Here is a 2,140-nt window from a genome sequence, read left to right as displayed (position 1 = left end):
CAACCAGGACGCCAAACCATTCACCTGGACCAAATCAGCGGAGTACCTCCTAGGCAAGATGAAACGCAAACAAACCATTAACACGGAGCACTAGACACATACCTGGCGTTGATCGATGAGTTCAACGTTTCCGCTGTCCTGGACGTTGGCTGCGGCACAGGGACTTTCGGTTCTCTCCTGGCGCAGCGTGGTACGCGAGTGCTTGGTGTCGACCCCGCCGGTGCGTCCGCAGCCGTCGCCCACACTAAGCCCAGCGCGGACCAGGTGACGTGGATTGTGGGAACCGCCCTGGACGTTGCCGCTGACCCAGCCCAGCAACAGCAGTGGGACCTCGCCACCATGACCGCCAACGTTGCCCAGGTCTTCCTAAGCAATGAGGAATGGGCTCTGACGTTGCAGGCAATCCGCGCCTGCCTGCGCCCGGGCGGATATGTTGCGTTCAAAAGCCGGGTGCCTTCGGACCGCGGGTGGACCCGATGGACGAAGGAACTGACCCAACGCGTCGTAGACGTCGTGGGAGAAGGGCCAGTAGAGGAATGGGTCCAAGTAACCAAAGTCGACGGCGCGTTTGTCACGTTCGACTCTCCAACAATTTTCTTGGCTGATGGTGAGCGTGTCGACTCCACCTCGACGTTGCGCTTCCGCACCGAGGAAGAATTCCGAGACTCTTTGTCAAAAGCGGGATTCGCCCAGATCCAGGTCCGGGATCTTCCGTACGCACCCAGCCGTGGCTGGTTGATCATTGCCCATGCCTGATCGGATGCAAAAACCAGTGGCAGTCACCTTGCGGACGCTCGAGGCGGCTTTCCGTCAGGCCTGGTGAGCAGACACCACCTGCTTGCAACCGAGCAGCCAGACGCGTTGGCATCACAACACCCCGGAATACGGACAATGCGGGCCCACAGCACTGGTCCTGCAAGACCTTTTGGGCGGGGATCTACTCATCGCTGACGTTGTTGGTGGAGACGAAGTTAACCGGGTTCATTACTGGAACAGGCTCTCTAGCGGTCTTGAAATCGACCTGACGCGTCAGCAGTTCACGGCTGACCATATTGTTGGGCCTCGACGTGTGGTCGTCAGACCCGCGGACGGGCCACGCGCTCTCCGCCTTGCAGCGCTGACTAATGCTTCACATCGAGCTGCGCAGTTTCTCGGTGAGCATTTCGACACGGTCAGCTCGCCCATCGCTGATGGCCCGAGAAATGCTTTCAAGAATGAGGCTTTCGCGCCATACCCGCGCTCTCCCAGCGGTTACGGAGTCCGTGATCTTCCCGGCAATATCGTCGCCGTGCCACATCGAGAGGTAAGCGACATTGATTGCAGGATCCCAAAGGCTGGCAAGATCCCAATCGAGCACACCGTTTAAGCGACCTTTCACCCAGTGAATGTTGTGGCCGGCCAGATCTCCGTGCACCAAGGACGGCTCTACTACGTCCATTGATAAAAGCGGATCAAGCCGACGGTGCAGCTCACCATGAACAGCCCGTGGAACATTTGCGAACAACCTCTGTTGTTTGCCGGAATCCCACGGACCGGCATAGGAGAATGGTTCACCGACCAAGTCACCCAGTGGCGCCGTTTCCATCGAATCGAGCGACTGGACGAGGGCACGTAGTTGTTCAGGATCCCCAGACCCGGATGGGTGAGCAACACCTGGAACATATTGCTGCGCGACCGCTGCCCGATCCCCGTGCCACTGAACCTCCGTAAGCGGCACAGGTATCTTGAAAGGGACCTGCCTATTAATGCGACGCAATAACTCCATCCGGCGAGTCATCTTAAGACCCTGGTCTAGTGATCGTGCGATCCGAACAACGGCAACGTCCTGGAGAACAAGCACGTCATGGAACTGTCCGAAATCGACATGGTGAGCCTCACGCCAATCGCCTGAAGGAAAGACTTCCAGAGCGATCTCTTCCAATATTCCGTTCATAGCACCAACCCTATAGACCCTCCACTCCCACCTCATTGCGAGGAACTGAGGAATTTCGCCCCTATCGCCCAGAATACTTGTCAAGGCTCCAACCCCGAACGATGCAGTGAGCGATGGCGAGCTCAAGCGGTCGTTGCAACACCCCTATTGATGTGAGGTGCTGCGTACGTTGTCGAAGAAGGAACGGATCGAGAAAGAGGCGCGGTT

The 2,140-nt window shown here is 57.7% G+C and carries 2 protein-coding genes and 1 pseudogene; 2 read left to right on the top strand and 1 reads right to left on the bottom strand.

Features of this window, described 5'->3' with window-relative positions; all coding sequences use genetic code 11:
* Positions 1-108 precede the first annotated feature (108 nt).
* Positions 109-756, top strand: a complete 648-nt coding sequence (locus tag IWX64_RS16765) for a class I SAM-dependent methyltransferase (protein ID WP_196868260.1) — start codon at positions 109-111, stop codon at positions 754-756.
* Between the two features lie 82 nt (positions 757-838).
* Positions 839-1,084: pseudogene (locus IWX64_RS17410) on the top strand (YunG family protein); the annotation flags it as partial.
* A 45-nt stretch (positions 1,085-1,129) separates the two neighbouring features.
* Here IWX64_RS17410 and IWX64_RS16760 read toward each other — a convergent pair.
* Complete coding sequence (locus IWX64_RS16760) at positions 1,130-1,933, bottom strand: phosphotransferase family protein (RefSeq protein WP_196868259.1); 804 nt, start codon at positions 1,931-1,933, stop codon at positions 1,130-1,132.
* Between the last annotated feature and the right edge of the window lie 207 nt (positions 1,934-2,140).

The organism is Arthrobacter sp. CAN_A212 (assembly GCF_015752345.1).
Lineage (GTDB): Bacteria > Actinomycetota > Actinomycetes > Actinomycetales > Micrococcaceae > Arthrobacter_D.
Note: the sequence above shows the minus strand (reverse complement) of the source record. Positions and strands in the feature narration are given on the sequence as shown.

Excerpts from the sequence above, each read along its gene's own strand:
- IWX64_RS16760 (WP_196868259.1), bottom strand. The coding sequence starts at position 1,933 with ATGAACGGAATATTGGAAGAGATCGCTCTGGAAGTCTTTCCTTCAGGC.